The organism is Streptomyces sp. WI03-4A (genome assembly GCF_033792105.1).
Lineage (GTDB): Bacteria > Actinomycetota > Actinomycetes > Streptomycetales > Streptomycetaceae > Streptomyces > Streptomyces collinus_A.
Genome location: NZ_JARAUO010000001.1, coordinates 204272 through 230847 on the forward strand (window position 1 = coordinate 204272; position 26576 = coordinate 230847).

Annotated in this window: 27 protein-coding genes; 9 read left to right on the plus strand and 18 right to left on the minus strand. The window is 72.8% G+C overall.

Annotated features, from left to right (window positions below; all coding sequences use genetic code 11):
• Window positions 1-49: 49 nt before the first annotated feature.
• Window positions 50-460, minus strand: coding sequence for a MarR family winged helix-turn-helix transcriptional regulator (locus tag PV343_RS00955; protein ID WP_319144791.1), 411 nt, complete (start codon window positions 458-460; stop codon window positions 50-52).
• Between the two features lie 85 nt (window positions 461-545).
• Here PV343_RS00955 and PV343_RS00960 point away from each other — a divergent pair, with 85 nt between their 5' ends.
• Window positions 546-2042: an MFS transporter gene (locus PV343_RS00960; RefSeq protein WP_319144792.1), complete on the plus strand. Its 1497-nt coding sequence runs from the start codon at window positions 546-548 to the stop codon at window positions 2040-2042.
• Between the two features lie 54 nt (window positions 2043-2096).
• Here PV343_RS00960 and PV343_RS00965 read toward each other — a convergent pair whose 3' ends face one another.
• The 3 genes from PV343_RS00965 to PV343_RS00975 form a co-directional block, all read right to left on the minus strand.
• Complete coding sequence (locus PV343_RS00965) at window positions 2097-2762, minus strand: response regulator transcription factor (RefSeq protein WP_319144793.1); 666 nt, start codon at window positions 2760-2762, stop codon at window positions 2097-2099.
• A complete protein-coding gene (locus tag PV343_RS00970; protein ID WP_319144794.1) occupies window positions 2759-3973 on the minus strand; it encodes a sensor histidine kinase in 1215 nt (404 codons plus the stop codon). The genes PV343_RS00965 and PV343_RS00970 overlap by 4 nt, the downstream gene beginning before the upstream one ends.
• 141 nt (window positions 3974-4114) lie before the next feature.
• Window positions 4115-4819, minus strand: coding sequence for a TetR/AcrR family transcriptional regulator (locus PV343_RS00975; RefSeq protein WP_319144795.1), 705 nt, complete (start codon window positions 4817-4819; stop codon window positions 4115-4117).
• A 182-nt stretch (window positions 4820-5001) separates the two neighbouring features.
• On the opposite strand from PV343_RS00975, the gene PV343_RS00980 reads away from it, so the two are divergent.
• Window positions 5002-6036, plus strand: a complete 1035-nt coding sequence (locus tag PV343_RS00980) for a medium chain dehydrogenase/reductase family protein (protein WP_319144796.1) — start codon at window positions 5002-5004, stop codon at window positions 6034-6036.
• Between the two features lie 36 nt (window positions 6037-6072).
• Here PV343_RS00980 and PV343_RS00985 read toward each other — a convergent pair whose 3' ends face one another.
• On the minus strand, window positions 6073-6768 hold the full coding sequence (locus PV343_RS00985; RefSeq protein ID WP_319144797.1) for a TetR/AcrR family transcriptional regulator: 696 nt from the start codon (window positions 6766-6768) through the stop codon (window positions 6073-6075).
• Between the two features lie 146 nt (window positions 6769-6914).
• Between PV343_RS00985 and PV343_RS00990 the strand changes: the two genes are divergently transcribed.
• Window positions 6915-7370 (plus strand): nitroreductase/quinone reductase family protein, encoded by a 456-nt coding sequence (locus PV343_RS00990; protein WP_319144798.1) that lies wholly within the window; start codon window positions 6915-6917, stop codon window positions 7368-7370.
• On the opposite strand, the gene PV343_RS00995 is transcribed toward PV343_RS00990, so the two are convergent.
• Window positions 7360-8601 carry a geranylgeranyl reductase family protein gene (locus PV343_RS00995; protein ID WP_319144799.1) on the minus strand — a complete coding sequence of 414 codons (1242 nt, stop codon included), beginning with the start codon at window positions 8599-8601 and terminating at the stop codon, window positions 7360-7362. The genes PV343_RS00990 and PV343_RS00995 overlap by 11 nt on opposite strands.
• Before the next feature lie 131 nt (window positions 8602-8732).
• Between PV343_RS00995 and PV343_RS01000 the strand changes: the two genes are divergently transcribed.
• Entirely contained in the window at window positions 8733-10088 is a 1356-nt protein-coding gene (locus tag PV343_RS01000) for a dipeptidase (protein WP_319144800.1), read from the plus strand.
• A 62-nt stretch (window positions 10089-10150) separates the two neighbouring features.
• On the plus strand, window positions 10151-10867 hold the full coding sequence (locus PV343_RS01005) for an MBL fold metallo-hydrolase (RefSeq protein WP_319144801.1): 717 nt from the start codon (window positions 10151-10153) through the stop codon (window positions 10865-10867).
• Between the two features lie 62 nt (window positions 10868-10929).
• Here the strand turns inward: PV343_RS01005 and PV343_RS01010 are convergent, their stop codons facing one another.
• From PV343_RS01010 to PV343_RS01020, 3 genes are all read right to left on the minus strand, one after another.
• On the minus strand, window positions 10930-11985 hold the full coding sequence (locus tag PV343_RS01010) for an NUDIX hydrolase (RefSeq protein ID WP_319144802.1): 1056 nt from the start codon (window positions 11983-11985) through the stop codon (window positions 10930-10932).
• Between the two features lie 135 nt (window positions 11986-12120).
• Window positions 12121-12312, minus strand: a complete 192-nt coding sequence (locus tag PV343_RS01015) for a hypothetical protein (RefSeq protein WP_319144803.1) — start codon at window positions 12310-12312, stop codon at window positions 12121-12123.
• A 113-nt stretch (window positions 12313-12425) separates the two neighbouring features.
• A complete protein-coding gene (locus tag PV343_RS01020; RefSeq protein ID WP_319144804.1) occupies window positions 12426-13379 on the minus strand; it encodes an ROK family protein in 954 nt (317 codons plus the stop codon).
• 212 nt (window positions 13380-13591) lie between these two features.
• Here PV343_RS01020 and PV343_RS01025 point away from each other — a divergent pair, with 212 nt between their 5' ends.
• Complete coding sequence (locus PV343_RS01025) at window positions 13592-14641, plus strand: LacI family DNA-binding transcriptional regulator (protein WP_319144805.1); 1050 nt, start codon at window positions 13592-13594, stop codon at window positions 14639-14641.
• A 7-nt stretch (window positions 14642-14648) separates the two neighbouring features.
• Entirely contained in the window at window positions 14649-15407 is a 759-nt protein-coding gene (locus tag PV343_RS01030) for a hypothetical protein (RefSeq protein WP_319144806.1), read from the plus strand.
• A 512-nt stretch (window positions 15408-15919) separates the two neighbouring features.
• Here the strand turns inward: PV343_RS01030 and PV343_RS01035 are convergent.
• The 5 genes from PV343_RS01035 to PV343_RS01055 all read right to left on the minus strand — a co-directional run bounded on the left by PV343_RS01035 (window position 15920) and on the right by PV343_RS01055 (window position 20513).
• Window positions 15920-17218 (minus strand): DUF6986 family protein, encoded by a 1299-nt coding sequence (locus tag PV343_RS01035; RefSeq protein ID WP_319144807.1) that lies wholly within the window; start codon window positions 17216-17218, stop codon window positions 15920-15922.
• 184 nt (window positions 17219-17402) lie between these two features.
• Window positions 17403-18365 (minus strand): electron transfer flavoprotein subunit alpha/FixB family protein, encoded by a 963-nt coding sequence (locus tag PV343_RS01040; RefSeq protein ID WP_319144808.1) that lies wholly within the window; start codon window positions 18363-18365, stop codon window positions 17403-17405.
• 54 nt (window positions 18366-18419) lie between these two features.
• Window positions 18420-19205, minus strand: coding sequence for an electron transfer flavoprotein subunit beta/FixA family protein (locus tag PV343_RS01045; protein WP_319144809.1), 786 nt, complete (start codon window positions 19203-19205; stop codon window positions 18420-18422).
• A 218-nt stretch (window positions 19206-19423) separates the two neighbouring features.
• Window positions 19424-19933, minus strand: coding sequence for a flavin reductase family protein (locus PV343_RS01050; RefSeq protein WP_319144810.1), 510 nt, complete (start codon window positions 19931-19933; stop codon window positions 19424-19426).
• Between the two features lie 208 nt (window positions 19934-20141).
• On the minus strand, window positions 20142-20513 hold the full coding sequence (locus tag PV343_RS01055) for a TlpA family protein disulfide reductase (RefSeq protein WP_387950271.1): 372 nt from the start codon (window positions 20511-20513) through the stop codon (window positions 20142-20144).
• A 223-nt stretch (window positions 20514-20736) separates the two neighbouring features.
• On the opposite strand from PV343_RS01055, the gene PV343_RS01060 reads away from it, so the two are divergent.
• Window positions 20737-21465, plus strand: a complete 729-nt coding sequence (locus PV343_RS01060) for a lysophospholipid acyltransferase family protein (protein ID WP_319144812.1) — start codon at window positions 20737-20739, stop codon at window positions 21463-21465.
• Between the two features lie 42 nt (window positions 21466-21507).
• Here PV343_RS01060 and PV343_RS01065 read toward each other — a convergent pair whose 3' ends face one another.
• From PV343_RS01065 to PV343_RS01080, 4 genes are all read right to left on the minus strand, one after another.
• Complete coding sequence (locus tag PV343_RS01065) at window positions 21508-22098, minus strand: transglutaminase domain-containing protein (protein ID WP_319144813.1); 591 nt, start codon at window positions 22096-22098, stop codon at window positions 21508-21510.
• Between the two features lie 78 nt (window positions 22099-22176).
• On the minus strand, window positions 22177-23247 hold the full coding sequence (locus tag PV343_RS01070; protein ID WP_319144814.1) for a threonine aldolase family protein: 1071 nt from the start codon (window positions 23245-23247) through the stop codon (window positions 22177-22179).
• A complete protein-coding gene (locus PV343_RS01075) occupies window positions 23244-23999 on the minus strand; it encodes an SDR family NAD(P)-dependent oxidoreductase (RefSeq protein ID WP_319144815.1) in 756 nt (251 codons plus the stop codon). Before PV343_RS01075 ends, PV343_RS01070 begins: the two co-directional genes overlap by 4 nt.
• 38 nt (window positions 24000-24037) lie before the next feature.
• Window positions 24038-25435, minus strand: coding sequence for a DUF6421 family protein (locus PV343_RS01080; RefSeq protein ID WP_319144816.1), 1398 nt, complete (start codon window positions 25433-25435; stop codon window positions 24038-24040).
• 405 nt (window positions 25436-25840) lie between these two features.
• On the opposite strand from PV343_RS01080, the gene PV343_RS01085 reads away from it, so the two are divergent.
• Entirely contained in the window at window positions 25841-26524 is a 684-nt protein-coding gene (locus PV343_RS01085; RefSeq protein ID WP_020938430.1) for a glycerophosphodiester phosphodiesterase, read from the plus strand.
• Window positions 26525-26576: the final 52 nt, after the last annotated feature.

Consider the following 26576-nt stretch of genomic DNA (forward strand, 5'->3'; position numbering starts at 1 on the left):
GGACAGCGCCGAAGCCGACGTCCCGGGGAAGTCCGCAGCCGACGCCGGCTCAGCCGGCGTCCGGACCGGCCTCGGCGAGCATCCTGGCCAGCACCGCGCGCTGCACGGGCCGCACCTCACCGTGCAGCGCGCGCCCCTTGGCCGTGAGCGCGACGCGGACCCCGCGCCGGTCCTCCGGGCACATGGCACGCTCCACGAGGCCGTCCTTCTCCAGGCGGCCGATGAGGCGGGAGAGCGCGCTCTGGCTGAGGTGCACCCGTTCCGAGATCTCCTGCACGCGGTAGGCGCAGCCGCCGTCCGCCGCCGCGCCCTCGGAGAGCAGGTCCAGGACCTCGAAGTCGCTGGCGCACAGGCCGTGTCCGTGCAGCGCGCGGTCGAGCTCGCACTGGGTGCGGGCGTGCAGGGACAGGATGTCCCGCCACTGCTCCACGAGCGCCCGCTCGGGCATGTTCGCCGCCATGCGCGCACCGTAGCAGAGAACAGGTTTCATTGCATCGACATTAAATGCGCTTGCATTGAATGCATGCGCATGTAGTCTCTTCGCCATGACCTCTCCGCTCACCATCCCCACGGCCCCGTCCCCGGCGGTTCGCTGGACCCCCCGGCTGTGGGGCACGCTGCTGGTGCTGTGCGCCGCGATGTTCCTGGACGCGCTCGACGTGTCGATGGTCGGCGTCGCGCTGCCGTCCATCGGCACCGACCTCCATCTGTCCACCTCGACGCTGCAATGGATCGTCAGCGGCTACATCCTGGGATACGGCGGACTGCTCCTGCTCGGCGGCCGCACCGCCGACCTGCTGGGCCGGCGCCAGGTGTTCCTGGTGGCGCTCGCCGTCTTCGCGCTCGCCTCGCTGCTCGGCGGGCTCGTGGACTCCGGGCCGCTGCTGATCGCCAGCCGCTTCGTGAAGGGCCTGAGCGCCGCCTTCACCGCGCCCGCGGGCCTGTCCATCATCACCACGACCTTCCCGGAGGGCCCGCTGCGCAACCGCGCGCTCTCCATCTACACCACGTGCGCCGCCACCGGCTTCTCCATGGGTCTGGTCCTCTCCGGGCTGCTCACCGAGGCCAGTTGGCGCCTCACCATGCTGCTGCCCGCGCCCATCGCGCTCCTCGCCCTCGCCGCCGGCCTCAGGCTGCTGCCGCGCAGTTCCCGGGAGGAGAACCACGCCGGTTACGACGTCCCGGGTGCCGTCCTCGGCACCGCCTCGATGCTGCTGCTGGTCTTCACCGTCGTCCAGGCGCCCGGGGCCGGCTGGGCCTCGGCCCGCACGCTGGGGTCGTTCCTCGCCGTCGCCGTCCTCCTGACCGCCTTCGTCCTGGTCGAGCGGCGCTCGCCTGGCCCGCTGATCCGGCTCGGCGTGCTGCGCTCGGGCAGCCAGGTCCGCGCCCAGCTCGCAGCGGTGGCCTTCTTCGGCTCCTACGTCGGCTTCCAGTTCCTGACGACCCTGTACATGCAGTCCCTGCTGGGCTGGTCGGCGCTGCACACGGCACTGGCCTTCCTGCCGGCGGGCGCACTCGTGGCGGTGTCCTCGACGAAGGTCGGCGCCATCGTCGACCGGTTCGGCACCCCGCGGCTGATCGCGGCCGGCTTCGCGCTGATGGTCGCCGGGTACGCGCTGTTCCTGCGGATCGACCTGGACCCGGTGTACGCGGCCGTGATCCTGCCGTCGATGCTGCTGATCGGCGCGGCCTGCGCCCTGGTCTTCCCCTCGCTCAACATCCAGGCCACCAACGGGGTCGAGGACCACGAACAGGGCATGGTCTCCGGTCTGCTCAACACCTCGGTGCAGGTGGGCGGGGCGATCTTCCTGGCCGTCGTGACCGCCGTGGTCACCGCGGCCGCCCCGGCGCACCCCACCGCGCACGCCGTCCTCGACAGCTACCGGCCGGGCTTCATGGTCGTCACGGGCGTGGCCGTGGCCGGTCTGCTGATCACCCTCACCGGCCTGCGCGCCCGGCGCCCCCGCCCGTCCGTCGTGGTCGCCACATCCACCGTGGAGGCGCCGGCGGAGCAGACGGAGCGCGTGGCGGTTCGCGACTAGGGCCTGTTGCGAAAGTGGCCTCGTCGCCCGGTCCTCTCGGCCGGGAGAACCGGGTCAGCCCAGCCAGCCCGGCCGCACCAGCCCCGACTCGTAAGCGAGGACGACGAGTTGGGCGCGGTCCCGGGCGCCCAGCTTGACCATGGTGCGGCTCACGTGGGTCTTGGCCGTGAGGGGGCTGACCACCAGGCGGCGGGCGATCTCCTCGTTGGACAGGCCGATGCCGACCAGGGCCATCACCTCGCGCTCGCGCTCGGTGAGCAGGGCGAGCGCGTCGGCGGCGGCCGGTTCCTTGGAGCGGGCCGCGAACTCGGCGATGAGGCGGCGGGTGACGCCCGGGGACAGCAGCGCGTCACCCGCGACCACCGCCCTTACGGCGCGCAGGAGTTCGTCGGGCTCGGTGTCCTTGACCAGGAACCCCGAGGCGCCCGCGCGGATCGCCTCGAAGACGTACTCGTCGAGTTCGAAGGTGGTCAGCATGACCACCCTCACCTCGCCCAGCTCCGCGTCCCCGGTGATGCGCCGGGTCGCGGCCAGGCCGTCCAGCCGCGGCATGCGGATGTCCATCAGGACGACGTCGGGCCCCCGTTCACGCACCAGGCGCACGGCCTCCTCGCCGTCCGCGGCCTCCCCCACCACCTCGATGTCCGGCTGCGCGTCGAGCAGCGCCCCGAACCCGGCCCGCACGAGCGACTGGTCGTCGGCGAGCAGTACCCGGATCACTGGTCCTCCCTGGTGTGCGCGGGCAGTACGGCGAGCACCCGGAAGCCGCCGTCGGGGCGCGGGCCCGCCTCGATGGTGCCACCCAGCGCGGCGGCCCGCTCCCGCATGCCGGCCAGCCCGTTGCCGCTGCCGCCCGCGTCGGTGGCGGTCGCGGGTCCGTCGTCGTCGACCCGCAGCCGCAGCAGGGCGCCGTCGTGTTCGAACCGCACGCGCGCGTGCCGTGACCCCGAGTGCCGTACGACGTTGGTCAGGGCCTCCTGCACGATGCGGAAGGCCGCCAGGTCGGCGCCGGGCGACAGCTGCGGGGGTTCGCCCCGGACGTCGACGGTGAGGCCGGCGGCGGCCGCCTGTTCGACCAGTTCCGGCAGCCGGTCGAGGCCGGGGGCGGGGGCGCGCGGCGCGGCACCGGGGGCGCGCAGGGTGTCGAGGACCTGGCGCACCTCACCGAGCGCCTCCTTGCTGGCGGCCTTGATGGTGGTGAGTGCCGTGCGCGCCTGCTCCGGGTCGCTGTCGAGCAGGGCGAGGCCCACGCCCGCCTGGACGTTGATGACGGAGATGCTGTGCGCGAGCACGTCGTGCAGCTCGCGGGCGATCCTCAGCCGTTCCTCGTCCGCGCGGCGCCGGGCGGCCTGGGCCCGGTCGGCGCGCTCCCGGGCCCACTGCTCGCGGCGCACCCGGGCCAGTTCGCAGACGGCCACGACGGCCAGCACCCAGGTGGTGACGACGATCTCCTGGCCCACGGTCGCGGCCTTGTCGCCCGGCGGTGGCAGCACGCGGTAGAGCCAGAGCGCCACGAGCGCGTGCCCCGCCCAGAGCAGGCCGAGCGCCGTCCAGGCGGCCCGCCGGTGGCCCGCGACGACCGCGCAGAAGCAGGCGACCACGACGGGCAGCAGGACCGGGCCGTAGGGATAGCCGGCGGCCAGGTAGACCAGCGCGGCCGTCGCCGTGCCGAAGACCACGGCCACCGGGTGGCGGTGGCGCCACAGCAGCAGGACCGCGCCGGCGAGCAGCAGCACGCGCGCGTAGCCGTCGAGCGGCTCGCGGTGCGGCTGCGCGTGCGCGGCGAAGTTGGCGCCGACGAGCACGAAAGCGGTGATCAGCGCGGTGGACCGCCAGGGCGTGCGGGCCGCGGACGGCTCCGGGTCGTCGGGGCGTGGCCACCACGGCGGCCCGTGCCGCCACCGGTCCGTGGCGCCGCGCTGCTCTTCCATGCCCGCCACGCTAGACGCCGTCGGCCCGCGCGGACGTCAGCCGGGCGAGGTGAGCACGGGTACTCCCCGGGGAGTACGGCAGCCCGCCCGCGCGGCCGGCCGCTGTGCGTCCACGCCGTCAGTCCCTGGCCGCCCTCGCGGTCAGCCTCTGCCCTTCAGCCCCTCGCACTCGGCGGTGAACAGCACCTCGGGGTCGAAGCCCATGCCGGTGAAGTGACCGGCGAGTTCCAGGGAGAGGACGCCGTGCAGGCGGGTCCAGTAGGCCAGGGCCCGGCGCAGGATGTGCGGCGGGGCCGGGTGGTCGCCCGCCCACTGGCGGTGGTCCGCGAGATGGGCCTCCAGCGCGTCCGCCGGCGCGGGCAGGCCCTCCCGGGCCGCGTCCGCCGTGCCCGCCCCCGCTGTCTCCGGTGTCCCCGCCGCGTCCTCGGCCGCGCACACGTCGAGGAGGGTCGCCATGATCTCGCGGGCGGTCGCGGTGGTGTCGTCGGGGGCCCGGTAGCCGGGGACCGGGGTGCCGTAGACGAGGAAGTAGCGCTGGGGGTCCTCCAGCGCCCAGCGGCGCATGGCCCGGGCGAGGCCGGCAAGCCCCGTGCCCGCGTCGGCCGCGGCGCCGAAGGTGTCCGCCAGGCTGCGGTAGGCGTCCCTGACCAGCTCGGTGATCAGGTCGTCCCGGCCGCCGAAGTACCGGTACAGGGCCGGGCCGCTCATGCCCAGTTCCTTGGCGATGGCGTTCAGGGACAGTCCCGACGCCCCGGCCGTGGCGATCTGGTCCCAGGCCCGTGCCTTGATCTCGGCCCGCACCTGGCTGCGGTACCGCTCCCGGGGGCTCGCCGCGCCTGCCGCCATGGCCTTCACGCTCCTCGTCGTCGGGTTGCCCTCAGGGTTTCAACCTATCACTGGCGAGAGAGCCCGTAACGAATCTCGCCCTGACGCCTTGACACAACCAGAAGGGGCCGTCATGTTAGTTATAGCTTCTAACGCAAGCGACTGATTATCACCCCTGACTCTCACCCGACCTGGAGGTCGTGATGGACGGCAAGGAACTGCTGGAGGTCGTACTGCCGGGCACGGTCGAGCCCGAGGGCCTGGAACTGCGTCACCGGGCCGTCCCCACGCCGGGCCCCGGGCAGATCGTGGTCCGCGTCGAGGCCACCGGCGTGTCCTTCGCCGAGCAGCAGATGCGTCGCGGCCGGTACTACGACCAGCCGCCGTTCCCTTTCGTGCCCGGCTACGACCTGGTCGGCACGGTGCTCACGGCGGCCACCGGCGTCCCGGCCGGCCTCGTGGGCCGGCGGGTGGCGGCCCTGGTCAAGGTCGGCGGCTGGGCCAGCCACGTACTGCTCGACGCGGCCGACGCGGTCCCGGTGCCGGACGGCATCGACGCGGCGGAGGCGGAGACGCTGGTCGTCAACGGGATCACCGCCTGGCAGATGCTGCACCGCAAGGCCCGGGTGCGCGAAGGCGGGACGATCCTCGTCCACGGCGCGAACGGCGGGGTCGGCACGGTGCTCGTGCAGCTCGCCCGTGCGGCCGGCCTGAAGGTGATCGGCACGGCGTCCACGCGCCACCACGAGACGCTGCGCGCCATGGGCGTACTCCCCGTCGACTACACGCAGGACGTCCCGGCCCTGGTCCGGGAGCTGGCACCGGGTGGCGTGGACGCGGTCTTCGACCACCTCGGCGGGCGCAGCGTGACCGACTCCTGGCGGCTGCTCGCACCCGGCGGGACCCTCGTCTCCTACGGCAGCGCCACCACCCGGGACGACACCGGCTCCAAGCAGTGGCCGGTGCTGAAGATCCTCGGCCGGGTGTGGCTGTGGAACGCGCTGCCCAACGGCCGCCGCGCGTACTTCTTCAACGTGTGGGCGGGCCGCGCGCTGAGCAAGGACCGGTTCCGCTCCCGGCTGCGCGCCGACCTGACCGAGGTGTTCCGGGCGCTCGGCCGCGGCGAGGTGACCGCGCGGATAGCGGCCCGGCTGCCGCTCACCGAGGTCGCGGAGGCGATGCGGCTGGCCGAGTCGGGCACGGTGGCCGGCAAGGTCGTCCTGGTTCCGGAGGCGTAGGTGGAACCGGTCGACGGGCCCGGCCGCCGCCGGCCGTCAGGGCCGGGCCAGGCCCACACTGCCGGCGAGCCGGACGGCCGCGTTCCGGAAGAACGTCTCCCGGTCCTCGACCACCCGGTGGAACTGCCCGAACAGCTCGAACCCGACCAGACCGAACAGCTCGGCCCAGGCCGCGACCAGGGCCACCGCCGCCTCGGGCGGCAGGTCGGGGGCCAGGTCGGCCGCCATCCGCTCGGCCTCGGGGCGCAGTTCGGCGGGCAGCGGCAGGGCGGCGAGCCCCGGGCTCCGGTGAGCGTCACGGACGATGCCGACGAGGAGCAGACCGACCCGGGCGGCGGCCGGCACGGTGGTCTCGGGGGCGGCGTACCCGGGCACCGGGGAGCCGTAGATCAGGGCGTACTCGTGCGGATGGCCGAGCCCCCAGCCGCGCACCGCCTCGCAGACGGCCGTCCAGCGCCGCACGGGGTCGGCCGCCTCCCCCGCCTTCGCGTGGGCCGCCTCCGCCGCCTCGCCGAGGGAGTCGTAGGCGTCGATGATCAGCGCGGTCAGCAGGTCGTCGCGGCTCGGGAAGTAGCGGTAGACCGCCGAGGAGACCATGCCCAGTTCACGGGCGACGGCCCGCAGCGAGAGCTTGGCGGCGCCCTCCGCGGCGAGTCGGCGGCGCGCCGCGTCCTTGATCGCCGCCGTGACTTCGGCCCTGGCTCGCGCGCGGGCGCCCTGTGCGGTGCTCATGGCAGCAGTGTGCCACGCGTGCAGAGCAGTGCACACGAATCGGAGCACCGAACCAAAAAGAGAGCACTGCTCTTGCTTTGGAGCACCTGTCTCCCCCACACTGAGGCCGAGCGAGAGCACCGCTCTCCCAAACTGTGGGGGTCACCATGTCGTCGTCCGCGCCGTTCTACGTCGAGAGCAGCCCGCTGGCCGTCCGGATGAACGGGATGGTCGGCTGGCTCGCCCGGCACGGGCTCAGCTTCGCGGGGAACGCCGAGCTGTCGGTGCGCGGCCGCAAGAGCGGCAAGATGCAGCGCGTCCCGGTCAACCCGCACACCTACCAGGACGGCCAGTACCTCGTCTCCGCCCGCGGCTACTCGCAGTGGGTGCGCAACATGCGGGTCGCGAACGGCGGAGAACTGCGGGTGGGCCGCAAGGTGCGCGCCTTCACCGCGGTGGAGCTCCCCGACGAGGAGAAGCTCCCGATCCTGCGGACCTACCTGGAGAAGTGGGGCTGGCAGGTCAAGCAGTACTTCGCGGGCGTCACGGCCGACTCCACGGACGAGGAGATCCTCGCCGTGGCCGCCGACCACCCGGTGTTCCGGATCACGGTCACGAAGTGACGGGTTCCTCCGCGGGGGCGGCCGGCGTCCGGTCGAACGCGGTCAGGGCGCGCTGGGCGAGGGGGTGCGACCGGACCAGCTCCCCCAGGGAGGTCGAGCCGCGCGTGATGTCGCGGAACGCCCGCCAGGCCGGACGGAAGCCGGTGAGGGCCGCGTGGAAGAAACCGGGACGCCGCTCGAACGCGGCCAGCATGCGCTTGCCGACGCTCATCTCCACGCCGAGCCCCGCCTTGATCGCGAACGCGTAGTTCAGGGCCTGGCGCCGGGCGTCGACCGCGTCGTGCGCCTCGGCGATCCGCACGGCCCACTCCCCCGCCAGCCGGCCCGAGCGCAGCGCGAAGGAGATGCCCTCGCGGGTCCACGGCTCCAGCAGTCCCGCCGCGTCGCCGCAGACCAGCACCCGGCCGCGGGACAGCGGCGAGTCGTCGGCGCGGCAGCGGGTCAGGTGCCCCGAGGAGATGCTCGGTTCGAAGCCCGAGAGGCCGAGCCGCGCGACGAAGTCCTCCAAGTACCGCTTCGTCGCGGCGCCTTCGCCGCGGGCCGAGATCACGCCGACCGTCAGGGTGTCGCCCTTGGGGAACACCCAGCCGTAACTGCCGGGCATCGGGCCCCAGTCGATGAGCACCCGCCCCTTCCAGTCGTCGGCGACCGTCGCCGGGACCGGGATCTCCGCCTCGAGGCCGAGGTCGACCTGGTCCAGCTTCACCCCGACGTGCGCCCCTATCCGGCTGGCGCTGCCGTCGGCCCCGACGACCGCGCGGGCCAGCACCGTCTCGCCGCCCTGGAGCACCACGGCGACCGTGCGCCGGTCCGGCACCGCGGAGCCGTGCTGCTCGACGCGCTGCACGGTGACGCCCGTCCGCAGCTCGGCGCCCGCCTTCTGGGCGTGCTCGACCAGCTGCTGGTCGAACTCGGGCCGGTTGATCAGCCCGAACAGCATCTGCTTGGAGCGCCGGGTGCGTGTGAAGCGCCCGTTGTGGGAGAACGTGACGGCGTGCACGCGGTCCTGGAAGGGCAGTTCGAACCCGGGGGGCAGCGCGTCGCGCGAGGGGCCGATGATGCCGCCGCCGCACGTCTTGTAGCGGGGCAGCTCGGCTTTCTCCAGCAACAGCACGCGTCGCCCCGCGACCGCCGCCGCGTAGGCCGCCGAGGCCCCCGCGGGTCCCGCGCCCACCACGACGACGTCCCACACCCGCTGCACGTCGTCCGCCGAAGAGTTCTCGCCGCTCACGATGGTCTACTGCTCCGATCAAGCCGCTGCCGCACCTGTCCCCCGCATCCTACGGCGACGATCGCCGCAGGCCACTGTGGGAGGATCGGTGTACTCAGCTGTACAACGTCGCACCTACGAGGAGCGTGCCCATGTCGTCGAATCCGGTCGCCGAGACCGTCGTCTCGCTGCTGCCCCGGGCGAAGACGGAGCTGACCGAACTGGTCGCCTTCAAGTCGGTGGCGGATTTCGCGCAGTTCCCGAAGAGCGAGAGCGAGGGCGCGGCGAACTGGATCGCCGAGGCCCTGCGCGCCGAGGGCTTCGTGGACGTGGCCCTCCTCGACACCCCCGACGGCACGCAGTCGGTGTACGGGTACCTGCCGGGCCCGGAGGGTGCCAAAACGGTTCTGCTCTACGCGCACTACGACGTCCAGCCGCCGCTGGACGAGGCCGGCTGGACCACTCCGCCGTTCGAGCTGACCGAGCGGGACGGCCGCTGGTACGGCCGCGGGACCGCCGACTGCAAGGGCGGTCTGATCATGCACCTGCTCGCGCTGCGCGCGCTGAAGGCGAACGGCGGCGTACCCGTCCACGTGAAGGTGATCGTCGAGGGCTCCGAGGAGCAGGGCACCGGCGGCCTGGAGCGGTACGCCGAGCAGCACCCCGAGCTGCTGACGGCCGACACCATCGTGATCGGCGACGCGGGCAACTTCCGCGTGGGCCTGCCGACGGTGACCACGACCCTGCGCGGCATGACGCTCGTCCGGGTCCAGGTCGACACCCTCGGCGGCAACCTGCACTCGGGCCAGTTCGGCGGTGCCGCCCCGGACGCGCTGGCCGCGCTGATCCGGGTCCTGGACTCGCTGCGCGCCGAGGACGGCTCGACCACGGTCGACGGCCTCGACGCCGGCGCGCGGTGGGACGGCCTCGAGTACACCGACGAGCAGTTCCGCAAGGACGCCAAGGTGCTGGACGGGGTGGGCCTGATCGGTGACGGCTCGGTGGCCGACCGCATCTGGGCCCGGCCGGCCGTCACCGTGCTCGGCATCGACTGCCCGCCGGTCGTGGGCGCCACCCCGTCGGTGCAGGCGGGCGCCCGCGCCCTGGTCAGCCTGCGGGTGCCGCCGGGCGTGGACGCGGCCGAGGCCACCAAGCTGCTGCAGGCCCACATCGAGGCGCACACCCCCTGGGGCGCCCGGGTGACCACCGAGCAGATCGGCCAGGGCCAGGCGTTCCGCGCCGACCCCTCGAGCCCGGCCTACCAGGCCATGGCCGACGCGATGGCCGTCGCCTACCCGGGCGAGACCATGCAGTACGCGGGCCAGGGCGGCTCCATCCCGCTGTGCAACACGCTCGCCGGCCTCTACCCGCGGGCGGAGATCCTGCTGATCGGCCTCAGCGAGCCGGAGGCGCAGATCCACGCGGTCAACGAGAGCGTGTCCCCCGAGGAGCTGGAGCGGCTGTCGGTCGCCGAGGCGCTGTTCCTGCGCAACTACGCGGCGGGCTGACCCCTTCTGCCCACGGCAGAGCGCCCTCGCCCACGGGCGGGGGCGCCGCCTAGCGTCGGCGTATGGACGTCGTCGAACTGCTCCCCCGCCTCCATCTGCTGCGCTTCCCCGTCGGCCAGGCCTACCTCTGGCACGACGGCACGGAGTCGACCCTGATCGACGCGGGCGCCGTCGGTGCGGGGCGGGCGATCGCCGGCGCGCTCACGGCGCTGGGCCGCGCACCCCGTGACGTCCGGCGGATCGTGCTGACCCACTTCCACGAGGACCACGCGGGCGGAGCGGGCGAGTTCGCCGCGCTCAGCGGCGCCGAGGTGCTGGCCCACCGGCTGGACGCGCCGTTCGTACGAGGTGAACGCCCCGGGCCGCCCCCGCGGTTCGAGGACTGGGAACTGCCCCTCCACGCGGCGGCCGCCGCACACCTGCCCGACGGCGAGCCGACGCGCCCGCCGGGCGTCACGGCGGTGTCCGACGGTGACGTGCTCGACTTCGGCGGCGGCGCCCGGGTGGTGCACGTCCCCGGGCACACGGACGGCAGCATCGCCCTGTTCCTGCCCGCCGAAGGCGTGCTGTTCACGGGTGACACGGTGGCCGCCTCGCCGGTCGACGGGGCGGTCATCCCGGGCGTGTTCAACCTCGACCGGCCCCGGCTGCTGACCGGCTTCCACCGGTTGGCCGCCCTGGACACGGGCGTGGCGTGCTTCGGCCACGGGGAGCCGGTGCTGAGCGGAGCGTCGGCGGCGCTGCGCCGAGCGGCGGACCGCCACCCGGCCGCCGGGTGAGGACGCGGGCTCCCTCCGGGCTCGGGGCGGGCTCGCCGCCCCGGCCTGCGCCCCCTTCCCGGTCAGGCCGGCCGGCCCGTGACCGGTATGCCGGCCTCCAGATAGAGCGCGGCGCCGCGCTCGCGGGCCCTGAGGGCCCAGCGCAGGCGTTCGTAGCGGACCGGCGGCAGCATGTCGGCCGCCTCCCGCTCGCTGGCGAACCGCCACTGCCGCAGTTCAGGACCCGGCAGGAGCACCCGGGCGGCCTCCGCGGAGTCCAGCCGGCCGCCGTCGAAGAGCAGGCGCAGTCCCCCGAAGCCGGGGGGCACCGGCCGCTCCCAGTCCACGACGAGCAGCCGCGGCACCTCGCTCAGGCGTATGCCGGTCTCCTCGGCGACCTCGCGCACACCGGCGCGGGCGGGGGCCTCACCCCGCTCGACCACACCGCCGGGGAACTCCCAACCGGGCTTGTAGGTGGGGTCCACGAGCAGGACCCGGTCCTGCTCGTCGAAGAGGAGCACTCCGGCGGCCAGCGTCTCGGCGGTGGGCTCGGGCGTCTGCACGATGTCGCACGGCGGGGCGGCGCCACTGCCCACGGCCTCGGCGACCCGGACGGCGGTCTCGTACGGGGTGAGCGCGCTGGTGTCGATCAGGTGGGCGTCGGCGGTGAGCCAGGAGGCCAGGGCGGCCCGGTACGGCTCGATCCGGTCGTACGCCCACGGCCGGTCCCGCATCTCGCCGTCCGGCACGTCGGGCGGGATCTCCCGCCCGGCTATCCGTTCGTGCAGGATCGTTTCAGCCGGGGCGAGCAGCACATGGCGCACGGGGATGCGGCGGGCGGCGAGGCCGCCGAAGATCTCGTCGCGGTACTCCTGGCGGAGCAGGGTCATGGGGACGACGAGGGTCCCGCCCAGCTCGGCGAGCATCGCGGCCGCCGTGTCGATCACCAGCCGGCGCCAGATCGGCAGGTCCTGGAAGTCGCCGGCCTCGGCGAGGCGTTTGGGCGGCAGCAGGTGCGAGAGCGCTCCACCGATGACCTCGGGGTCGAAGAGCGTGCTGTTCGGGATCAGTTCGATCAGTTCCCGTGCGGCGGTCGTCTTCCCCGCACCGAACGCGCCGTTGATCCAGACGACGGTCACGGACTCCCCCTCTTCTGTTGGCCCCCTGTGGCTTGCCCGCTCCACCCTGCCACGGAAACCACGTCCAGTTGAGGGCGCCCACACGGCTGTGCCGGTGCCCCCGGGCGGCGGGGACACCGGCACGGCCGGCCGGGGCTACTCCTGCCCGAGCGCGTTCTCGTCCACGGCGAAGCTGTCCTGGCTGACCAGGTGGTCGACGTTGTCGATGGTGCCGGAGACGTTGAGGTCGCGGAGGGGGCCCTTGTCGGCGGCGTGGGACGGGGTGACGGCCGCCACGACGAATCCGGTGGCGAGGGTGGCGAGGGCGAGCATGCTGCGCTTCTTCATGCCCGGCTCAACTGCGCAACCGCCCGGGAGTCACGCACGGCACCACGATTCGGCCCCACCGGCGGACGCGCCGGCCCCCGGCGCTGCCCCTCGGCCCCTGCGACCTCGGCCCCTCAGACTCCGGCCGTGGTCGCGTCGGTCGTGCGGGCCAGCGCGGCCGCGGCGGCGCCGACCAGCCCTGCGTCCGTGCCCATCTGCGCGGGCACCACGGTCAGCCGCTGGACGAAGGAGAGGGTCGCGTAGTCGGCGAGGGCCTGGCGCAGCGGGGTCAGGAGGATGTCGCCGGCCTTGCCCACCCCGCCGCCGACCACCGCGATGTCGATCTCCACCAGGGTCGCGGTGGCGGCGATCCCGGCGGCCAGGGCCTGCGCGGCCCGCTCGAAGGAGGCCACGGCGACCGGGTCGCCCCCGCGGGCGGCGGCCGCCACCGCCGCCGCGGAGGTGTCCCCGTCCGGGCCCGGCCGCCAGCCGCGCTCCAGCGCGCGGCGGGCGATGTTGGGGCCGCTGGCGATGCGCTCGACGCAGCCGCGCGCACCGCACGGGCACGGGTCTCCGTCGAGGTCGACGCTGATGTGCCCGATGTGCCCGGCGTTGCCGGTCGGCCCGGGGTGCAGCCGGCCGCCGAGGACCAGACCGCCGCCGACCCCCGTCGAGACCACCATGCACAGCGCGTTGTCGTGGCCCCGGGCGGCGCCCTGCCAGTGCTCGGCCGCGGTGATGGCGACGCCGTCGCCGATCAGCTCGACCGGGAGGCCGCCGGTGGCCGCGCGCACCCGCTCGACCAGCGGGAAGTCGCGCCAGCCCGGCACGTTGACGGGGCTGACGGTGCCCGCGGAGGCGTCCACCGGGCCCGCGCTGCCGATGCCGACCGAACCGGCGCGTCCCCACAGGGGCGATCCGGCGAGGTCGCCGAGCACCCCCTCGACGGCCCGCATGACCGTTTCGCCGTCCTGGCGCGCGGGCGTCGCGCGCTGCGCGCGGGCCTCGATCCGTCCGTGAGCGTCCACCAGCGCGCCGGCGATCTTGGTGCCGCCGATGTCCAGGGCCGCCACTAGGTCGGTGTGCATCAGAGTCAGTTCTCCCCGTCGAACCTCGAGAATCAGAAGAAGAGCAGGCCGGTCGAGCGGTGGGGGCGCGGGCCGGAGACAGCGGTGGACAGTCTCTCGCGCATCTGACAACGTTGTCCAGGCTCTATGCTCGACGCCACATCCTCATACAACCTGATGGATCGCCGCACCCCCTAGTGGACAACACGGACGACAGGACAGGACAGCGCATCGTGCCCGAGACCACCCGCCGCGCAGCACAGCTCACCGGGACCCGCTACGGCAACCGCCCGACCATGAAGGACGTGGCGGCGCGGGCGGGGGTGGGCCTGAAGACGGTGTCCCGCGTGGTCAACGGCGAGCCCGGGGTCACCCCGGACACCGAGCGCCGCGTCCAGGAGGCGATCGACGCGCTGGGCTTCCGCCGCAACGACAGCGCACGGGTGCTGCGCAAGGGCCGTACGGCCAGCATCGGCCTGGTCCTCGAAGATCTCGCGGACCCCTTCTACGGGCCGCTGAGCCGCGCGGTCGAGGAGGTGGCCCGCGCCCACGGCGCCCTGCTGATCAACGGTTCGAGCGCCGAGGACCCGGACCGTGAGCAGGAGCTGGCGCTGGCCCTGTGCGCCCGGCGGGTGGACGGTCTGGTGGTGATCCCGGCCGGGGACGACCACCGCTACCTGGAGCCGGAGATCCGGGCGGGCGTGGCCACGGTGTTCGTGGACCGTCCCGCCGGAAAGATCGACGCCGACGTCGTCCTGTCCGACAACCACGGCGGCGCCCGCGACGGCGTGGCCCACCTGATCGCGCACGGGCACCGCCGGATCGGGTTCATCGGCGACATGCCGCGCATCCACACCGCCGCCGAGCGGCTGCGCGGCTACCGGGCCGCCATGGAGGACGCCGGGATAGCGGTCGAGGAGCGGTGGATGTCCCTCGGCGCGACGGACCCGGAACGGGTGCGCCGGGCGGCCGAGGAGATGCTGTCCGGCCCCGCGCCCGTCACGGCGATCTTCACGGGCAACAACCGGGTGACGGTCACCGTGATCCGGGTGCTCGCCGGGCACTCCCGTCCGGTCGCCCTCGTGGGCTTCGACGACATCGAGCTGGCCGACCTGCTCCAGCCGGGCGTCACGGTCGTCGCCCAGGACGCGGCGGCGCTGGGCAGGACCGCGGCCGAACGGCTCTTCCGCCAGCTGGACGGCAGCCTCGTGGCACCGGAGCGTATCGAGCTGCCGACCCGCCTGATCACCCGCGGCTCCGGCGAGCTGCCGCCGGCCTGCTGAGGCGTCCGTGACCGGCCGCACGCTGGAGGAGCTGGGCCTCGCCGAGGCCCCGCTCGAGCATCCGCTCCTTTATCCGGGCGCCTGGCCGGCCGAGTCCGGGCTGCTGCACGGCGACCGCATGCTCCCGCTGGAGCGCCTGGTGTACGACGACCGGGTGCCGGTGCTCACGGTCGGGTCCAACGCCAGTCCCGCCCAACTCCGGCACAAGATGACGGAGTCCGGGATCGGCGCCCCGGTGCCGATGGTGCGGGCCCGGGTGCACGGGATCGAGGTGGGCGTCTCGGCACACGTCAGCCGCGCGGGTTACGTCTCGGCCTCGCCGGTCAAGGACCCCCGCGCGGCACGCGAGTTGTTCGTCATCTGGCTGGACGCGCCGCAGCTGACGGTGATCGACGCCAGCGAGGGCGTGCCGCTGCCCGACGGGAACTTCCGCCGCGCCTGGCTGCCCGCCCCGGACATACGCGTCGAGCTGCCGGACGGCCAGGTGCTGTCCGGCGCCCATGTGTACGTCAACCGGCACGGGGTGCTGCGCGACGGCACCCGCGCACGGCGCCGCCACCCCGGCGACCAGCACACGCTCCTCACCGACCTCCTGGGGATGTCGGCCGCGTTGCGGGAGCTGCTCGGGGTCACCCCGGAGGAGTTCAGCGCGCGGGCCCGCGGGGACGCGGCACTACGCGCCCGCGCCACCCGCCTGTTCGCCGAACACCGGTGGGTGACGAGGTCCGGCCTCGAACCGTACGTCGCCGGGTCGCCCCCGGAGTAGTCCCCGTTTCCGCACCCCCGCCCCCGGGCAGTCGGCGACCCGGAGCCGCAGGGCCCTGGCGGCTACGGCGCCGCCGATCAGTCGACCGGACAGTCCCCGCGGCAACCCGCACGCCTCGCCGCAGGCAGGCAGCGCCCTGGAGTCCATCGGCCCCCGACGGCCGCCTCGCCGATGACCAGCCGGCGGCCCGGCGCCCCGCAACCCGCACCCCGGGCAGCCGCCACCCCAGAGCCGGGCAGGGTCCTGACCGCCACGGCGCCGCCGACAGGACGGCCGGACACGTCTCCCGCAGCTCGGGCCTCGGCCCCGAAGCGACGGCGCCTGGCCCACCCGGCGGGGTCAAGCCCTGGCGCCGCCCGGAGAACACCAGCCCCAGCTCAGCCGGACACGGGCCCCGGGCAGCCCAGCGCCCGGCGGGCCGACTCGCCTGTACACGAACGCCGCCCGTTCGGCGAAAACCCCCGGCCGAGCGTGACCTCGTCAGGGTCGGCGACTCCCCTCGGGAACGCCCCCTACTTTCCCGAGACCGTCAGATCACCGCGCCGAGGGGCCGCGTAGCCCTCCAGGTCGGTACGGGTCAGGCCGGTGAGGCGGGCTACCTCGGCGATGTCGAGGGCGCCGCAGTCCAGGCCGCGCAGCAGGTAGCCGCTGAGGGCCTTGGCGGTGGCGGGCTCGTCCATGACGTCGCCGCCGGTGCGGTTGGCGTAGCGGGCGAGCCGGGCCGCCGCCTGCTCGAAGCCCTCGCGGTAGAAGGCGAAGACGGCGGCGTAGCGGGTCGGGAGGTGGCCGGGGTGCATGTCCCAGCCCTGGTAGTAGGCGCGGGCCAGGGCGCGGCGGGTGAGGCCGTGGTGCAGCCGCCAGGCGTCGTGGACCTTCGCGGTCGGGCCGACCGGCAGGACGTTGGTCGAGCCGTCCGAGACGCGGACGCCGGTGCCCGCCGCGGCGACCTGCATGACGGCCTTGGCGTGGTCGGCCGCGGGGTGGTCGCTGGCCTGGTAGGCGGCGGAGACGCCGAGGCAGGCGCTGTAGTCGAAGGTGCCGTAGTGGAGGCCGGTGGCCCGTCCCTCGGCGGCCTGGATCATGCGGGCGACGGTGGCGGTGCCGTCGGTGGCCAGGATGGACTGGCTGGTCTCGATCTGGATCTCGAAGCCCAGCCGGCCCGGCTCCAGACCGTGGACCTTCTCGAAGGCCTCCAGCAGCCGTGCGAACGCCGTGACCTGTTCGGCGTACGTCACCTTCGGCAGGGTCAGGACGAGCCCGTCGGGCAGGCCGCCCGCGTCGATCAGGCCGGTGAGGAAGACGTCGAGGGTGCGGATGCCCCGGTCGCGGACCGCCGCCTCCATGCACTTCGTGCGGATGCCCATGTAGGGGGCCGCCGTCCCGTCCCGGTACGCCTCGGCGATCAGCCGGGCCGCGCGGGCGGCCGCCTCGTCCTCCTCGGCGTCCGGGCGGGGGCCGTAGCCGTCCTCGAAGTCGACGCGCAGGTCCTCGATCGGCTCGCGCTCCAGCTTGGCGCGGACGCGGGAGTGGACGGGCTCGGCGAGCTCGTCGGAGAGGCCGAGGACGGCCGCGAACGCGGCCGCGTCCGGGGCGTGTTCGTCGAGGGCTGCGAGCGCCCGGTCGCCCCAGGTCCTGATGGTGTCGGCGGCGAAGGCGTCGCCGGGGACGTACACGGTGTGGACGGGCTGCCGGGAGCCGGGGTCTCCGGGGTAGCGGCGCTCAAGTTCCGCGTCGACCGGCGCGAGGGAGGCGCTGATCTCCTCGCTGACGGCGCCCGCGAGGCTCGTCGCCACCTTCTCCTGCTGACCCATCCCACACCCTCCATGTTTCCGCTCTACGGAATCAACAATCCGTAGAATGAAGTTATCCGGGGTGGTTCCCGCCGGTCAACACCCTCAGGAGCACCGGACAGGACCGGCCGGGACGCCTCCAGGATGCACCGAGGCCCCTGTGACCGCGCGGGTCACAGGGGCCTCGTACCGCTCTGGCGGAGGATCAGCCCTTGCGGGACTTGATCTCCTCGGTCAGCTGCGGGACGACGTCGAAGAGGTCGCCGACCACGCCGTAGTCGACCAGGTCGAAGATCGGGGCCTCGGCGTCCTTGTTGACGGCCACGATCGTCTTCGAGGTCTGCATGCCGGCGCGGTGCTGGATCGCGCCGGAGATGCCGTTGGCGATGTACAGCTGCGGCGAGACCGACTTGCCCGTCTGGCCGACCTGGTTGGTGTGCGGGTACCAGCCGGCGTCGACGGCGGCACGCGAGGCACCGACGGCCGCGCCGAGGGAGTCGGCGAGCGCCTCGATGATCGAGAAGTTCTCGGCGCCGTTGACGCCACGGCCACCGGAGACCACGATCGCGGCCTCGGTCAGCTCCGGGCGGCCCGTCGACTCGCGCGGGGTGCGGCCGGTGACCTTGGTGCCGGTCGCCTTGTCCGAGAAGGACACGGAGAGGGCCTCGACCGCGCCGGCGGCCGGGGCGGCCTCCACGGCGGCCGAGTTCGGCTTGACCGTGATGACCGGGGTGCCCTTGACGACACGGGACTTGGTGGTGAAGGACGCGGCGAACACCGACTGGGTGGCCACCGGGCCCTCGTCGCCGGCCTCGAGGTCGACGGCGTCGGTGATGATGCCGGAACCGATGCGCAGCGCCAGGCGGGCGGCGACCTCCTTGCCCTCGGCGGAGGACGGGACCAGCACGGCGGCCGGGGAGACGGCCTCGTAGGCGGCCTGCAGCGCGTCCACCTTGGGCACGACCAGGTAGTCGGCGTACTCGGACGCGTCGTGGGTGAGGACCTTGACCGCGCCGTGCTCGCCGAGCACGGCGGCGGTGTCGGCGGCGCCGTTGCCGAGGGCGACGGCGACGGGCTCGCCGATGCGGCGGGCCAGGGTCAGCAGCTCCAGGGTGGGCTTGCGGACGGCGCCGTCCACGTGGTCGACGTAGACGAGGACTTCAGCCATGGGATTTGCTCTCCTGCGTAACGAAGTTGAGGGGCGGTCAGCGGGAACGGGCCCTTAGATGAACTTCTGGCCCGCGAGGAACTCAGCGAGCTGCTTGCCGCCCTCGCCCTCGTCCTTGACGATGGTGCCGGCCGTGCGGGCCGGACGCTCGTTCGCGGCCTCGACCTTGGTGAACGCACCCTCGAGACCGACCTCCTCGGCCTCGATGTCCAGGTCGGACAGGTCCCAGGACTCCACCGGCTTCTTCTTGGCCGCCATGATGCCCTTGAAGGACGGGTAGCGGGCCTCGCCCGACTGGTCCGTCACGGAGACGAGGGCCGGGAGCTGCGCCTCGAGCTGCTCCGAGGCGGCGTCGCCGTCGCGGCGGCCCTTCACCGTGCCGTCCTCGACGGAGACCTCGGAGAGCAGCGTGACCTGCGGGACGCCCAGGCGCTCGGCGACCAGCGCCGGGACGACGCCCATGGTGCCGTCGGTGGAGGCCATGCCGGAGACGACCAGGTCGAAGCCGGCCTTCTCGATGGCCTTGGCCAGCACCAGGGAGGTGCCGATGGCGTCGGTGCCGTGCAGGTCGTCGTCCTCGACGTGGATGGCCTTGTGGGCACCCATGGACAGCGCCTTGCGCAGCGCGTCCTTGGCGTCCTCGGGGCCGATGGTCAGAACGGTGACCTCGGCGTCGTCCGCCTCCTCGGCGATCTGCAGCGCCTGCTCGACCGCGTACTCGTCCAGCTCGGAGAGCAGACCGTCCACGTCGTCGCGGTCGACGGTCAGGTCATCGGCGAAGTGCCGGTCGCCAGTGGCGTCGGGCACGTACTTCACAGTGACAACGATCCTCAAGCTCACGCCGGCTCTCCTACTGCATCGTCTTTTCCGGGCTGCCTCTTGCAGGCAGCATAGGCGCCTGAAGCGGCCGATCCCGGTCGGGGCGTCCGCGCGCTCCGACCGAAATATTACTCGTCAGTACACCCAGTTCATGCCCGCTAAGCAAGCGCTTTGAACTGTGACCTTCGCAACGCAGCGTAACCGGAATCGGACGACTGCGCAGGTGGGAGCGGGCGTGATCAATCCCGCAGGCTGCTGAACCGGCCCTGGTGGTAGAGGAGGGGCCGGCCGGCGCCCGTGGAGTCGCCGAGGACCACCTCCGCGAGCACGATGCGGTGGTCACCGGCGGGGACGCGGCCGACGATCCGGCAGACCAGCCAGGCCAGCACGTCGTCCAGGACGGGTACGCCGTTCGGGCCCTCGCGCCAGGCCGTGGGAGCGCCGAAGCGGTCGGCGCCGCTGCGGGCGAAGGTGGCGGCCAGATCGCGCTGGTGCTCGCCGAGTATGTGGATGCCGACGTGCTCGGTCTCGGCCACGGCGGGCCAGCTGGAGGCGCCCGTGCCGATGCCGAACGACACGATCGGGGGTTCGGCCGACACGGAGGTCAGCGAGGTGGCGGTGAACCCGACCGGGCCCCGGGCGCCGGCAGCGGTGATCACGGCGACGCCGGCGGCGTGCCGGCGGAAGGTGGCGCGGAGGAGGTCGGGGGAGGCGAGCTGGAAGGGAGCGAGAGGGGGCGTGGCCGTCATGGAGTTGTCCTTCTGCGAGGGGCGGGGCGCGGGTCCGTGACTGCTCAACAGCCCGGACAGCGCGCGCTCGCGGTGCGGGCCAGGTCGACGTGGACCCGCCCGAAGAGAAGGAGTTCGGTCGGCATACGGTCAGGCTGACGATAGCGGGCACGTACAGTCAAGTTCGTTCCGGTATCTGGGAGATGCCTCACCGTGGTTCCGGGCGCACTCACAACGCCTCGCCCAGGGCGGCGATGACGTCGGGCTTGCGGGGCTGACCGGTGGCGCGCCGCACCTCCGCGCCGTCCGCGTCCAGGACCAGCACGGTCGGCGTCTTGAGGATGCCCAGCTCGCGCACGAGGTCCAGCCGGGCCTCGGCGTCGATCTCGACGTGGGCCACGCCCGGGACCATCGCGGCGACCTCGCCGAGGACGCGCCGGGTGGCCCGGCAGGGCGCGCAGAAGGCGCTGGAGAACTGCACGAGCGTGGCCCGCTCCCCCGGTTCACCGCCCAGCTCGGCCGCCCCGAGCCGCTTGCCGTCGTCCCGCCCGCGCACCCGCGCGCTCCTTCCGCCGCCCTCGTTCTCAGCACAAGCATGCACCGGCGTGCGGGGTTTCCCTTCCCCGGTGTCCGGCGCGGGACGCTCGGCGTATGTCGACGGCTCCTGCGACGTGACGAGAATCTCGCCGCCGCGAGGCACCAGGACTGGCCCCCTGTCCGTTCTTCGGGCACGATGCGCGAGACGCCGTTTACCTACGGCTGCGTAACTTAGCCGCCGGGAGCCCCCTCTTTCCCGAGCAGAGCAGGAAGGGTCACCCTCACCCATGGCAGAGCTGGTCTACCGTCCCGTCATCGGTCTCGCCAGGACGATGTTCAAGGTCTGGGACCTGAAGATCGACTGCCAGGGCTCGGAGAACATCCCGCGCTCGGGCGGTGCGGTGCTGGTGAGCAATCACATCAGCTACCTGGACTTCATCTTCAGCGGCCTGGCGGCCCTGCCGCAGAAGCGCCTGGTGCGCTTCATGGCCAAGGATTCCGTCTTCCGGCACAAGGTCTCCGGCCCGCTGATGCGGGGCATGAAGCACATCCCGGTGGACCGCGCGCAGGGCGAGGCGGCCTACGCGCACGCCCTGGACTCGCTGCGCTCGGGCGAGATCATCGGCGTGTTCCCCGAGGCCACGATCTCGCAGTCCTTCACCCTCAAGAGCTTCAAGTCGGGCGCGGCCCGGCTCGCCCAGGAGGCGGGCGTGCCGCTCGTCCCCATGGCGGTCTGGGGCACCCAGCGGCTGTGGACCAAGGGCCGGCCCCGCAACTTCCGGCGCAGCCACACCCCCGTCACGATCCGGGTCGGCGAGCCGGTCGAGGCCCCGCGTGACCAGTACGCGGGCGCCATCACCCGACGGCTGCGCGAGCGCGTCCAGGAGATGCTGGAGGCCGCCCAGCGCGCCTACCCCTCCCGCCCGAAGGGCGCGGAGGAGACCTGGTGGCTCCCGGCCCACCTCGGCGGCACCGCCCCCACGGTGGAGCAGCTCCGCGCGGCCGAGGCCCACTGAGGCAGCGGCCTGACGGAGGACGGCTTCAGGCCCGGCCGCCCCTCAGAGCGTGTCGGGGAGCGTCCTCCACAGGGACGGGCGGTCCGGGGCCGCCCGCAGGGCGGCGAGGACCGCGGGGTGCGCGGCTTCGTAGAGCACCGGGTGGTCCCTCTCGTCCGCCGCGGGGTCGGGGATCCAGGCCGGCCGCTCGCCGTCCAGTGAGAACTGCGCGTCCACGCCGGGCTTGTTGCCGCGTGGGTCCTGCCGGTGCCACGCCCCGTGGAAGCGCACGGCGACCAGGCCGTGCAGGACGTGGCCGCCGCCGTCGTGCGTCAGCCGCTGGTAGCACAGCGCCGTGGGGATGTCCTCGGCCCGCAACAGGGCCGCGAGGGCGTGCGCCTTGGCGTGACAGATGCCGGTGCGCCACTCCAGGACGTCCGAGGCGCGCCAGGTGACGCGCGGGTCGCCGGAGTCGGCGGAGTGCGGGATGGTGTCCCGCACGAATTCATACGCGGCTCGCGCATAGGCATACGAGTCCGCGACCCCCTCGGTCAGCCGGGCGGCCGTCTCCCGCACGGTGGGGTGATGATGGTCGATCACCTCGTCGGCGGCCAGATAGGCGGACAGGTCGGCTGTGTTCTGGATCAGCTGCATGTCCGCAGAGCATAGGAACGCGGCCGGCCGAGCGTCAATGACTTTTCAGGCGACCGCATACCTATGCACAACCGGGTCCTACCGGGCCATCTCCTCCTTGAGCGCGGCCACGAACGTGTCGACGTCCTCCTCCGTAGTGTCGAAGGAGCACATCCAGCGCACCACGCCGGCGGCCTCGTCCCAGAAGTAGAACCGGAAACGCTTCTGCAGACGCTCGCTCACGTCGTGCGGGAGCTTCGCGAAGACGCCGTTGGCCTGCACCGGGTAGAGGATCTCCACCCCGTGCACCGCGCGCACGCCCTCGGACAGCCGCTGGGCCATCTCGTTGGCGTGCCGGGCGTTGCGCAGCCACAGGTCCTTCGACAGCAGGGCCTCCAACTGCACCGACACGAAGCGCATCTTCGAGGCGAGCTGCATCGACATCTTGCGCACGTGCTTCATCCGGCGGACCGCGTCCTGGTTGACGACCACGACGGCCTCGCCGAACAGGGCGCCGTTCTTCGTCCCGCCGAGCGAGAGGATGTCGACGCCGACCGCGTTGGTGAACGTGCGCATGGGCACGTCCAGGGAGGCGGCCGCGTTGGCTATGCGGGAGCCGTCCAGGTGCACCTTCATGCCCTGTGCATGGGCGTGTTCGCAGATCGCCCGGATCTCCTCCGGCGTGTAGAGGGTGCCCAGCTCCGTGCTCTGGGTGATCGAGACGACCTGGGGCATGGCCCGGTGCTCGTCGTCCCAGCCCCAGGCCTGCCGGTCGATCAGCTCGGGCGTGAGCTTGCCGTCGGGCGTGGGCACGGTGAGCAGTTTCAGGCCGCCCATCCGTTCGGGTGCGCCGCCCTCGTCCACGTTGATGTGCGCGCTCTCGGCGCAGATCACCGCGCCCCAGCGGTCGGTGACCGCCTGGAGCGCGACCACGTTCGCCCCCGTGCCGTTGAAGACCGGGAAGGCCTCGGCGGTGGAGCCGAAGTGGCTGCGGATGATCTGCTGCAGGTTCTCGGTGTAGTCGTCCTCGCCGTACGCCACCTGGTGGCCGCCGTTCGCCAGGGCGATGGCGGCCAGGATCTCCGGGTGGACCCCGGCGTAGTTGTCACTGGCGAAACCGCGGATCTGCGGGTCGTGGTGACGACGCGCGTCGGTCCTGGCAGGGTTCACGGCTTCTCGGTCAGCCACAGACGGTTTCCGTTCACTTCCGCGGCGGGCTTGCTCCAGACGCCTTCGATGGCCTCGGCCAGGTCCTTGACGTCCGTGAAGCCCGCGAACTTCGCGTTGGGGCGTTCGGCGCGCATGGCGTCGTGCACCAGCGCCTTCACCACCAGGATCGTGGCCGCGGACGTCAGCTCCTCGGCGCCCCCCGCCTTGCGGAAGAAGTCGGCCATGGCCAGCGTCCACGCCTCGGCGGCCGCCTTGGCCGCGGAGTACGCGGCGTTCCCGGCGGTGGGCTTGGAGGCGCCGGACGCGCTGATCAGGACGTAGCGGCCCCGGTCGCTGCGCTGAAGCGCCTCGTGGAAGGCGAGCGAGGTGTGCTGCACGGTCTTCACCAGCAGCATCTCCAGGAAGTCCCAGTCGTCGAGACTGGTCTTCGTGAAGGTCTCGCTGCCGCGCCAGCCGCCGACCAGGTGCACCAGGCCGTCGACGCGGCCGAAGTCCTTCTCGATGTGCGTGGCCCAGTCGCGGGTGGACTGCAGGTCGAGCAGGTCCACCGTGTCACCGGTGACGGTGGCGCCGCCGGCGGCGTACCGCGCGGCGTCCACCGCCTCCGAGAGCCGCTGCGGGTCGTTGTCCGCCCCGACTACGGTCGCGCCGGCCTCGGCCAGGCGCAGCAGTGCCGCGCGGCCCGCGGGGCCACCCGCGCCGGCCACCGCGATCACCGCACCACTGAGAGCCCCGTTCGCCCCGTTCCCCATGGTCTTCCCCTCTGCAGCAGTGTTCTGTACGCGGTCGCTCACGCGGCGACCGGCTCGGCGCTGTCCGCCGTGATGCCCTTGGTGGAGGCGATCACGTTCTTCAGCTTCTTGGACAGTGCCTCAAAGAACATGCTCAGCGGAAACTCGTCCGGAAGCACGTCGTCCACGAGCTTGCGCGGCGGCAGGGTCAGGTCCAGCGCGTCGGGACCCTTGGCCCACTTCGAGCCCGGGTGCGGGGCGAGGTAGGTGGAGACCAGCTCGTAGCCGGCGAACCAGTGCACCAGCTTGGGACGGTCGATGCCGTCGCGGTAGAGCTTCTCGATCTCGGCGCAGAGCTGGTTGGTGACCTGCGGGGCGCGCTCCCAGTCGATGGTGAGCTTGTTGTCGGTCCAGCGGACGACGTCGTGCTTGTGCAGGTAGGCGAAGAGCAGCTGGCCGCCGACGCCGTCGTAGTTGCGGTTGCGGTCGCCGCTGACCGGGAAGCGGAACATGCGGTCGAAGAGCACCGCGTACTGCACGTCGCGGGCCTGCGGGACGCCGTCGGCGTCCAGCTTCACGGCCTCCTTGAAGGCGGTGAGGTCGCAGCGCAGCTCCTCCAGGCCGTACATCCAGAACGGCTGGCGCTGCTTGATCATGAACGGGTCGAACGGCAGGTCGCCGTGGCTGTGCGTGCGGTCGTGGACCATGTCCCACAGCACGAAGGCCTCTTCGCAGCGCTTCTGGTCGTGGATCATCGCGGCGATGTCCTCGGGCAGTTCGAGGCCCAGGATGTCCACGGCCGCGTCGGTGACCCGGCGGAAGCGGGCGGCCTCCCGGTCGCAGAAGATGCCGCCCCAGGTGAATCGTTCCGGCGCCTCGCGCACGGCGATGGTCTCCGGGAAGAGGACCGCGGAGTGGGTGTCGTACCCGGCCGTGAAGTCCTCGAACTTGATGCCGCAGAACAGCGGGTTGTCGTACCGGGTGCGCTCCAGCTCGGCCAGCCACTCGGGCCAGACCATGCGCAGCACGACCGCCTCCAGGTTGCGGTCCAGGTTGCCGTTCTGCGTGTACATCGGGAAGACGACCAGGTGCTGCAGGCCGTCGGCGCGGCCCGACGCGGGCTGGAAGGCCAGCAGGGAGTCGAGGAAGTCCGGCACCTCGAAGCCGCCCTCGGCCCACCGGCGCAGGTCCTTGACCAGGGCCTCGTGGTACACCGCGTCGTGCGGCAGGAGCGGGGAGAGCTGCTCGACCGCCTCGGCGACACGGGACACGGCGGCCTCGGCCACGGCGCGCTCGGGGGCGCCCTCGGCCTCGAAGTCGATCGATCCGTCCTTGGACTGCCATGGCCGGATCTGCTCCACGGCATCCTTGAGCACGGGCCAGGCCGGGTGCTCAACCACCCTGGTCAGCGAAGGAACCTGCTCCTCCGAACCCACCTGCACAAGAATTTCCGTCATGTCCCATCCTCCACGGGAGAACCTCGCGTATGGACACCGTATGCATACCTGCTTTCTCTCAGCAAGTGGCTGCTCGGGAAATTCTTCGGTCGATTCACATGGTCACCGCTGTTTTTCCTGTGCCAAACCGTGACGGCGGTCACTTTCGTCACGCTCCGGGGAGCGTCGCAGAGGTGGGCGGCAAAGGTCCGGATCCGGCCGGTCAACACCGGGGGAACTCGCCCACGTCCGGGTGACCGAAGGGCGGGTTCGGGCCAGGTTTCGCGCGCGCCGCGCCCCGCCGCCTCGCGCAGGTGCGGGTCCATCGTGGGACCAGGCCATTAGGCTGCGAGCCTGCCACGCGGACGACGACGTACCGTCGCGTCCGCCGGCGCCGAGCCGCCGTCGACGGAAGCGAGTTGAACCTTGAACTTCCTTACCATCGGTCATCGCGGGGTCATGGGTGTCGAGCCCGAGAACACCCTCCGTTCCTTCGCCGCCGCACAGCAGGCCGGCCTCGACCTGATCGAACTCGATCTCCATCTGAGCAAGGACGGCGCCCTGGTCGTCATGCACGACGCGGACGTGGACCGGACGACCGACGGCACCGGCCCGATCGCCGAGAAGACCCTCGCGGAACTGCGCGCCCTGGACGCGGGACGCGGCGAGCGGGTGCCGCTCTTCGAGGAGGTCCTGGACGCGGTCAAGTCGCCCCTGCAGGCGGAGATCAAGGACGTGGCGGCGGCCCGTGCGCTGGCCGACGTCATGCACCGGCGGGACCTGGTCTCCCGGGTGGAGGTGTCCTCGTTCCACGACGAGGCGGTCGCGGAGATCGCCCGGCTGGTGCCGGGCGTGCGCACCGCGCTGATCGCGAGCCGCTACGGCACCGACGTGGTGGAGCGCGCCAAGGCGGTGGGGGCCGCCACCGTCTGCCTCAACATCCGGCGGCTGACCCTGGAGGTCGTCGAGCACGCGCGCGCGGCCGATCTGAAGATCATCGGCTGGGTGGTCAACACCCAGGACCACCTGCGGCTGGTCCGCGCGCTCCAGCTCGACGGCGCGACCACCGACTACCCGGAGATCAAACGCACCGGCCGCTTCACGGCCTGAGCCCGAGTGCACCGGTGCGCGATCCCGCCGGTGCGCGGTCTCCCCCCATGAA

What these genes read in the sequence shown, in the direction of transcription:
- PV343_RS00970 (WP_319144794.1), bottom strand. Translation starts at nt 3,973, where the DNA reads ATGGAAGAGCAGCGCGGCGCCACGGACCGGTGGCGGCACGGGCCGCCG.
- PV343_RS01040 (WP_319144808.1), bottom strand. Translation starts at nt 18,365, where the DNA reads ATGGCTGAAGTCCTCGTCTACGTCGACCACGTGGACGGCGCCGTCCGC.
- PV343_RS01075 (WP_319144815.1), bottom strand. Translation starts at nt 23,999, where the DNA reads ATGGGGAACGGGGCGAACGGGGCTCTCAGTGGTGCGGTGATCGCGGTG.
- PV343_RS01000 (WP_319144800.1), top strand. Translation starts at nt 8,733, where the DNA reads ATGTCGTCGAATCCGGTCGCCGAGACCGTCGTCTCGCTGCTGCCCCGG.
- PV343_RS01060 (WP_319144812.1), top strand. Translation starts at nt 20,737, where the DNA reads ATGGCAGAGCTGGTCTACCGTCCCGTCATCGGTCTCGCCAGGACGATG.
- PV343_RS01015 (WP_319144803.1), bottom strand. Translation starts at nt 12,312, where the DNA reads ATGAAGAAGCGCAGCATGCTCGCCCTCGCCACCCTCGCCACCGGATTC.
- PV343_RS01035 (WP_319144807.1), bottom strand. Translation starts at nt 17,218, where the DNA reads ATGGGTCAGCAGGAGAAGGTGGCGACGAGCCTCGCGGGCGCCGTCAGC.
- PV343_RS00990 (WP_319144798.1), top strand. Translation starts at nt 6,915, where the DNA reads ATGTCGTCGTCCGCGCCGTTCTACGTCGAGAGCAGCCCGCTGGCCGTC.
- PV343_RS01080 (WP_319144816.1), bottom strand. Translation starts at nt 25,435, where the DNA reads ATGACGGAAATTCTTGTGCAGGTGGGTTCGGAGGAGCAGGTTCCTTCG.
- PV343_RS01005 (WP_319144801.1), top strand. Translation starts at nt 10,151, where the DNA reads ATGGACGTCGTCGAACTGCTCCCCCGCCTCCATCTGCTGCGCTTCCCC.
- PV343_RS00960 (WP_319144792.1), top strand. Translation starts at nt 546, where the DNA reads ATGACCTCTCCGCTCACCATCCCCACGGCCCCGTCCCCGGCGGTTCGC.
- PV343_RS00975 (WP_319144795.1), bottom strand. Translation starts at nt 4,819, where the DNA reads ATGGCGGCAGGCGCGGCGAGCCCCCGGGAGCGGTACCGCAGCCAGGTG.
- PV343_RS00955 (WP_319144791.1), bottom strand. Translation starts at nt 460, where the DNA reads ATGGCGGCGAACATGCCCGAGCGGGCGCTCGTGGAGCAGTGGCGGGAC.
- PV343_RS01020 (WP_319144804.1), bottom strand. Translation starts at nt 13,379, where the DNA reads ATGCACACCGACCTAGTGGCGGCCCTGGACATCGGCGGCACCAAGATC.
- PV343_RS00985 (WP_319144797.1), bottom strand. Translation starts at nt 6,768, where the DNA reads ATGAGCACCGCACAGGGCGCCCGCGCGCGAGCCAGGGCCGAAGTCACG.
- PV343_RS00980 (WP_319144796.1), top strand. Translation starts at nt 5,002, where the DNA reads ATGGACGGCAAGGAACTGCTGGAGGTCGTACTGCCGGGCACGGTCGAG.
- PV343_RS01065 (WP_319144813.1), bottom strand. Translation starts at nt 22,098, where the DNA reads ATGCAGCTGATCCAGAACACAGCCGACCTGTCCGCCTATCTGGCCGCC.
- PV343_RS01050 (WP_319144810.1), bottom strand. Translation starts at nt 19,933, where the DNA reads ATGACGGCCACGCCCCCTCTCGCTCCCTTCCAGCTCGCCTCCCCCGAC.